General features: G+C 68.6%; 9 protein-coding genes and 1 pseudogene. 5 read left to right on the plus strand and 5 right to left on the minus strand.

All coding sequences use genetic code 11. The annotated features are described in order from the left end of the window. Positions 1–440, plus strand: a 440-nt coding sequence (locus AS93_RS0116325; protein WP_027591593.1) for an AIR synthase-related protein, incomplete at its 5' end; no start/stop codon positions are given. 4 nt (positions 441–444) lie between these two features. Continuing rightward, positions 445–930, plus strand: coding sequence for a phosphatidylglycerophosphatase A (locus AS93_RS0116330; RefSeq protein ID WP_234703295.1), 486 nt, complete (start codon positions 445–447; stop codon positions 928–930). Between the two features lie 194 nt (positions 931–1,124). Here the strand turns inward: AS93_RS0116330 and AS93_RS0116335 are convergent, their stop codons facing one another. After that, entirely contained in the window at positions 1,125–1,454 is a 330-nt protein-coding gene (locus tag AS93_RS0116335; protein WP_027591595.1) for a hypothetical protein, read from the minus strand. Positions 1,455–1,869: 415 nt separating this feature from the next. Between AS93_RS0116335 and AS93_RS0116340 the strand changes: the two genes are divergently transcribed. The 3 genes from AS93_RS0116340 to AS93_RS0116350 all read left to right on the plus strand — a co-directional run bounded on the left by AS93_RS0116340 (position 1,870) and on the right by AS93_RS0116350 (position 3,611). Continuing rightward, positions 1,870–2,511: a TIGR02281 family clan AA aspartic protease gene (locus tag AS93_RS0116340; protein ID WP_027591596.1), complete on the plus strand. Its 642-nt coding sequence runs from the start codon at positions 1,870–1,872 to the stop codon at positions 2,509–2,511. 72 nt (positions 2,512–2,583) lie between these two features. Then, a complete protein-coding gene (ribA, locus tag AS93_RS0116345; RefSeq protein WP_027591597.1) occupies positions 2,584–3,198 on the plus strand; it encodes a GTP cyclohydrolase II in 615 nt (204 codons plus the stop codon). Positions 3,199–3,245: 47 nt separating this feature from the next. Continuing rightward, positions 3,246–3,611 (plus strand): hypothetical protein, encoded by a 366-nt coding sequence (locus AS93_RS0116350; RefSeq protein WP_051587515.1) that lies wholly within the window; start codon positions 3,246–3,248, stop codon positions 3,609–3,611. Here the strand turns inward: AS93_RS0116350 and AS93_RS0116355 are convergent. From AS93_RS0116355 to AS93_RS20880, 4 genes and pseudogenes are all read right to left on the minus strand, one after another. Continuing rightward, on the minus strand, positions 3,593–4,132 hold the full coding sequence (locus AS93_RS0116355; RefSeq protein ID WP_027591599.1) for a hypothetical protein: 540 nt from the start codon (positions 4,130–4,132) through the stop codon (positions 3,593–3,595). The genes AS93_RS0116350 and AS93_RS0116355 overlap by 19 nt on opposite strands. Before the next feature lie 7 nt (positions 4,133–4,139). Beyond that, a complete protein-coding gene (locus AS93_RS0116360; RefSeq protein ID WP_027591600.1) occupies positions 4,140–4,868 on the minus strand; it encodes an ABC transporter ATP-binding protein in 729 nt (242 codons plus the stop codon). After that, entirely contained in the window at positions 4,859–5,845 is a 987-nt protein-coding gene (locus AS93_RS0116365; RefSeq protein WP_027591601.1) for an iron ABC transporter permease, read from the minus strand. The genes AS93_RS0116360 and AS93_RS0116365 overlap by 10 nt, the downstream gene beginning before the upstream one ends. Continuing rightward, a pseudogene (locus AS93_RS20880) lies at positions 5,833–6,172 on the minus strand (ABC transporter substrate-binding protein); the annotation flags it as partial. The pseudogene AS93_RS20880 and the gene AS93_RS0116365, both read right to left, overlap by 13 nt.

A 6,172-nucleotide genomic window follows, 5' to 3' on the forward strand; every position in this document is an offset into this window, starting at 1 on the left:
GCGAGCGGCCGGCCGACGGCGAGGCGGCGGAGTACCTGCTGGCGCGCTACTGGCAGCCACAGCCGCAACTGGCCCTCGGCCAGGCGCTGCGCGGCCGCGCCACGGCGGCACTGGACATCTCCGATGGCCTGCTGGCCGATTGCGGGCATATCGCCCAGGCTTCCGGCGTGGCGCTGTGCATCGAGCGGGCCCGCCTGCCGTTGTCGACCGCCCTGCACGAGCGGTTGCCTGCGGACGAGGCGCTGCGCTGTGCGCTGTCCGGCGGCGACGATTACCGGCTGGCGTTCACCCTGCCGGCGAGCGAACGGGCTGCCTTGCAGACCGAGTTCCCGGAGATGGCTGTCATCGGTCGCGTCGAAGCGGGCGAGGGCGTGCACCTCTACGATGAGCAGGGACGCGAGTTGGCCCTCGCTGCCCGTGGCTACCAACACTTTGGATGATCCCGTGACCGATTCCGCCCCCGTGCCGCCTTCGGTATGGCGCAACCCCTGGCACTTCCTGGCCTTCGGCTTCGGCTCCGGCACCCTGCCCAAGGCGCCGGGCACCTGGGGCTCGCTGGTGGCGCTGCCGTTCGTGCCGCTCTGGCAGATGCTGCCGGACTGGGGCTACTGGCTGATGCTCGGCGTCACCATGCTGTTCGGCGTCTGGCTGTGCGGCAAGGTGGCCAACGACCTGCGCGTGCACGACCACGAAGGCATCGTCTGGGACGAGATGGTCGGCATGTGGATCACCCTCTGGCTGGTGCCGGAGGGCTGGTACTGGCTGCTCGCCGGCTTCCTGATGTTCCGCCTGTTCGACATCCTCAAGCCCTGGCCGATCCGCTGGATCGACCGCCAGGTCCACGGCGGCGTCGGCATCATGCTCGACGACGTGCTGGCCGGCGTGTTCGCCTGGCTGGGCATGCAGGGGCTGGTCTGGCTGGTGGGCTGAACGCCGCGGCGGGAGCGGACTTGCCAGCGAGCTTTTCGCGGCGTGTCTAACAGCTCGCGAATGAATTCGCTCCCACGGCACGAGTCGTAGGGTGGCTCGCGCTTCACCGAGCCACCAAGCGGGCCGTTAGGCACGCCGTTCCGGCGCGACGGCGGCCAGGACAACGCTGTCCGCCCTACGAAGCTCGCACAGGACTAGGCCCACTCCTTGCCCAGCCCCAGCCGATTCATCAGCTCCAGCAATTGGGGATCAGCCGCCACTCGCTCCCGCATCTGCAGCCGCAGCGACTCGCTGGATTCGCGGTCGAGAATCACGGCCTGGTAGTGATCCTCCACGCTCTGGATGCCGTTGTCCTTCAGCAGCGCCTGGTAGGTACTCTGCAGCAGCTGGGAGTATTCGGTGCGCTCGGCGGACGAGGCCGCCGCAACCTGGGGATAGCGCTCATCCAACCAATTGGCGCTTGCCCCCAGGGTATTGGGCGCCTCGATATAGCTGCCGGCCATCCAGGCAGGCAACTGGTACATCTCTAGCGGATGATCAGGTGTTTTCGCCGCCTTGGCTGCCCGCAGACCGGCATCGGACAGCGTGACGCGATCAGCCGGGCGATTGGACTTGGGGCGTGGCTTCGGTTGGTGTTTGCGTCGCTCTGGCAGCGCTGGGAGTGAAGGCTTGGATGGGTGAAGCCGGGGGCGCAATTTGCATGCTGGATCTCCATTTCGCAGGGTTGCTAATGCACAACGAGGATTTAGCAGCATGCATGCCAATTCCACGCAACCCTTGTGGGCTGTGGCCGCGGCCAGTGAATGGGTAACGATTCGCAGACAACGCTTGCCGGCTCCGGCTGACGATTGCCGCCTGCGCTGTGACCCATCCCCGCGTCCCCGTTCATGAAGCTGGCTATCCTGCCCATCCTTTTCCGATGCCGCGCAGGGAGTGCCGATGTTCCGTTTCCTTCCGTTCGCCAGCCTGATGCTGGCTGCCTCGCTCGCCCAAGCCGCGCCGGGTCACGTGCAGGTGGTCGGTCTGTTTCCCAATGCCGCCGTGCTGACGGTGGACGGCGAGCGCAAGCTGGTGCGGGTCGGCGAGACCGGTCCTGGCGGGGTGGTGCTGGTGGCCGCTGATGCGCAGGGCGCGTTGCTGCGCGTTGATGGTCATACGCGGCGTGTCGAGCTGGGTCGCGAGCAGTCCGCCGGCTTCAGCGCGCCGACCCGTCAGCAGGTCAGCATCGCCCGGGGCGAGGGTGGCCATTACCGGGTGATCGGCGCGGTGAACGGCGTTTCGCTGCCGCTGCTGGTGGACACCGGCGCCACCAGTCTGGCGATCAATGAGCAGCAGGCGCGACGCCTTGGCCTGGATTATCAGAAGGGCACACCGATGCGGGCCAACACCGCCAACGGCGTGGTGAATGGCTGGCGCGTGCACCTGGACCGGGTCAACGTCGGCGGCCTGGAAGTGCCCGGCGTGGAGGCCGTGGTGCTGCAGGGCAACGCGCTCAACCAGGCGCTGTTGGGCATGAGCTTCCTCAACCGTGTGCGCTGGCGTGAGGAGCACGGCGTGCTGGTGCTGGAGTCGCGTCTGTAGCGGCCGGGCGTCGCCCTCAAGCCGCTTGACTGGGGTTATAATCCCGGCCTTTCCTTTTCTGGAGCGCCTCCGGTGTCCGTCGTTTTCGTCGCCGCTTCCAAACTGCCCACCCCCTTTGGCGAATTCACCATGCACGGTTTCCTCGACGAGGCCACCGGCAAGGAGCACGTGGCGCTGACCATGGGCAGCTTCGAGGACGGCGCCCCGGTGCTCGGTCGCGTGCACTCCGAGTGTCTGACCGGCGATGCGCTGTTCAGCCAGCGCTGCGACTGCGGCTACCAGCTGGAAGCGGCGCTGCAGGCCATCGCCAAGGAAGGGCGCGGCGTGCTGCTCTACCTGCGCCAGGAAGGCCGTGGCATCGGCCTGCTGAACAAGATCCGCGCCTATCACCTGCAGGACGGCGGCGCCGACACCGTGGAAGCCAACGAGCGCCTGGGCTTTGCCGCCGACCAGCGCGAATACAGCATCTGCCTGCCGATGCTCGACCACCTGGGCATCCATTCGCTCAAGCTGATGACCAATAACCCGCGCAAGGTGAATGCGCTGGAAGGCTTCGGCATCCGCATTGCCGAGCGCAAGCCGCTGCTCACCGGCCTCAACCCGCACAACCGCAACTACCTGCGCACCAAGGCCGGCAAGCTCGGCCACATGCTCGGCAACCTGCATCAGGACGAGTCGGACACCTGATGGAGCGCATGACACGGCATCGACGGCTCAATCGTGTGTGGTGGCTTATGTTGCTGGCCGCTGTGCTGCCCTGGCTGCTGCTGGTCAACGTGCCGGAAGTGGCGCAGTTGCCGCCGATGACGCTGTTCGTCATCGGCCTGTGCGGTCTGCTGCCGACCCTGAAGATCTTCCCGCACTTCAAGCGTGCGCTCTGGGCGCTCAAACCGCCGTTCGATGCGGCGCTGGAAGACCAGCGCTGGGCCGTCCTGGCCCGCGCGCAGCGCAACGGCATGCTGTGGGCCAGCCTGCCGGCCTGGCAGGCCGCGCTGGCCAGTCCGCTGGGCCTGGAAGGCGTGGCGGGCCTGCTGCTGGTGACCGGCAGCGCGCTGTTTTCCCTCGCCTACCGCATCCCGCGTCAGGTGCTCCTGCCGTAGCTCTTGCTGGCGAAGTAGCGCTCCGCGAAGCCGCGGCGCTGGTTCACCACCAGCGTCAGCACGAAGAAGAAGTTGCACATCAGGTTGCACATGCGCGGCAGAATCAGGGGCACCTCGATGCCTTCCTGATCGACCCTCACCAGCGCGCGAATCGCCTTCTTCGCCGCCGAGCGCGCCTGGTGCAGCTGCGGCACCGGCGGCAGGCCGCGCGGCAGCACGAAGCCCTTCAATCGTTCCGCCACTTCCACCCGGTAATGGGCCAGGCGCGCGCTCAGCCAGGCGATATCCGCCTCCTCGACGGCCAGCCGGCCACGCACCGAGCCGTTGACGTGGAAGGCCAGCGGCTGCAGGCGTTCCAGGTCGGCGCGCAGGTCAGGCATGTCGTCCGGCAGGTAGGCCAGCGCGCCGCCGATCAGTGCGCACAGCTCGTCGGTGACCACCTCGAAGTCGCACAGGTACGAGGTGTCCTGGATGAACGGGTAGCAGACCTCGTCGAGGTTCTTGCTCAGTTTCAGCACCATGGCGAACTCACTTGGGCAGGATGATGGGCGGCTGGGCGTCGAGGTCCACATGCACCTCGACCTGGAAGGCGGCCGCCACATGGGCCTCGGTCAGCACTTCCCGAGGGGTGCCGAAGGCCAGCAACTGCCCCTCGGCCAGCAGGCAGAGCTTGTCGCAGTAGCGCGCGGCCAGGCCCAGATCATGGATCGACAGCACCACCGCGCGGTCCTGGCGAGCATGTTCGCGCAGCAGCTCCATCACCTTGCGCTGGTGCAGCAGGTCCAGACTGGCCACCGGCTCGTCGGCCAGCAGCAGCACCGGCTGGCCGGCCAGCACACGAGCCAGCCACACGCGGGCCTGCTCGCCCCCGGACATCTGCGCCACCTTGCGCCGCCGCCAGGGCAGCACACCGGTGCGTGCCATCGCCGACTCGATCAGCGCGGCGTCCTCGTCGCCCCACGGCAAACGGCCGAGCGCCACCACGTCCTCGACGCACAGCGACCAGGCGCTGTGATGGCTCTGCGGCAGAAAGCCGATGCGCTGGGCGCGCTGCTTCGGCCCCAGGCGGCGGGCATCGAAACCGAAGTAGTCCAGCGTGCCGCTGTAGGGCTGCACGCCGGCCAGCGCGTTGAGCAGGGTGGACTTGCCGGCGCCGTTGGGACCGATCACGCCGAGCATCTCGCCGGGCGCCAGGGCCAGGCGCAGCGGTTGCAGGCGGCCGGGCACGGCCAGCCGGTCGAGGCGAATCAGATCCATTGCTTGCGTTCCTTCCACACCAGCCAGATGAACAGCGGCGCGCCGATCAGCGCGGTCAGCACGCCCAGCTTCAGTTCGCGACCCGGCGGCAGTAGGCGCACCGCCATGTCGGCCAGACAGACGAGACTGGCGCCGGCCAGCGCCGAGGGAATCAGCAGACGGTCCGGGCGATGGCGCACCAGCGGACGCACCAGATGCGGGACCAGCAGGCCGACAAAACCGATGCCGCCGGCGACCGCCACCGAGGCGCCGACCAGCAGCGCGCAACCCAGCACGATCAGCCGGCTGCCGCGCTTGTGGGCCAGGCCCAGGCTCTGCGCCACCTGCTCGCCGAGGCTCAGCCCGAGCAGCAGGCGGCGCTGGCTCCAGATCAGCCCGAAGCCGATCAGCAGGGCCGGGCCGAGCAGCAGCAGATGCTCCAGTCCGCGCTCGGACACCGAGCCGAGCAGCCAGAACACCAGCTCCTGCATGGCATAGGGATTGGGCGCGAAGTTGAGCACCGCCGCCAGCAGCGCGCCGCTCAGCGTGCTGATCGCCAGACCGGCGAGCAGCACCATGCCGGCGCCACTGGAACCGGCCAGCGCCAGCATCAGCACCAGCGCGATGGCCGCGCCGCACAGGCCGGCCAGCGCCGGGGCGAAGGCGCCGGCCCACGGCAGCAGACCGAAATAGAACACCGTGGCCGCGCCCAGCGCTGCACCCTGGCTGGCGCCGGTCAGCCCCGGATCGGCCAGCGGGTTGCGCAGCAGGCCCTGCAGCGCCGCGCCGGCCAGACCCAGTGCGGCGCCCACCGCCAGCGCCAGCAGCGTGCGTGGCAAACGGATCTCGCCGATCACGATGGCGTCCGCGCCGTTGCCGCCGCTCAGCCAGTCGAGCAGGCCGGTGATGACCGACACCTGCGTCGAGCCCAGGCACAGCGACAGCAGCGCCAGGCCCAGCGCCAGCAGGGCGAGCAGGGGAGTGATCAGTCGAGCCATCGGTGCAGTTGTCCTATCAGTTCCCAGGTCCAGGGGCCGGGGCATTGCCAGCGCCAGTAATCGGTAGTGAGCCAGCGGTCGGCGGGTACCGCGTGCTTGAGCGCCGGGTGTTCGGCGAACTGGTTGGCCAGCGCCTGGTGTTCCGGCGCGGCCCAGAGGATCGCGTCCGGTGGGTCGGCCACCACCAGCTCCAGGTCCAGGCGCTGGTAGCCCTCGGCGGTCAGGTAGTTGCGCCAGCCGGCGCGTTCGAGGATTTCGTGTTCCAGCGTGCCGCGCCCGGTGCCGATGCCGTTGGCGCCGAGCAGCAGCAGACGCTGCGGGCGAGCC

Source organism: Pseudomonas sp. RL (genome assembly GCF_000647775.1).
Lineage (GTDB): Bacteria > Pseudomonadota > Gammaproteobacteria > Pseudomonadales > Pseudomonadaceae > Serpens > Serpens flexibilis.

Bases quoted from the DNA above. Each gene is read 5' to 3' on its own strand.
- AS93_RS0116335 (WP_027591595.1), bottom strand. From the start codon at position 1,454: ATGTACCAGTTGCCTGCCTGGATGGCCGGCAGCTATATCGAGGCGCCC.
- AS93_RS0116340 (WP_027591596.1), top strand. From the start codon at position 1,870: ATGTTCCGTTTCCTTCCGTTCGCCAGCCTGATGCTGGCTGCCTCGCTC.
- AS93_RS0116350 (WP_051587515.1), top strand. From the start codon at position 3,246: ATGTTGCTGGCCGCTGTGCTGCCCTGGCTGCTGCTGGTCAACGTGCCG.
- AS93_RS0116355 (WP_027591599.1), bottom strand. From the start codon at position 4,132: ATGGTGCTGAAACTGAGCAAGAACCTCGACGAGGTCTGCTACCCGTTC.
- AS93_RS0116360 (WP_027591600.1), bottom strand. From the start codon at position 4,868: ATGGATCTGATTCGCCTCGACCGGCTGGCCGTGCCCGGCCGCCTGCAA.
- AS93_RS0116365 (WP_027591601.1), bottom strand. From the start codon at position 5,845: ATGGCTCGACTGATCACTCCCCTGCTCGCCCTGCTGGCGCTGGGCCTG.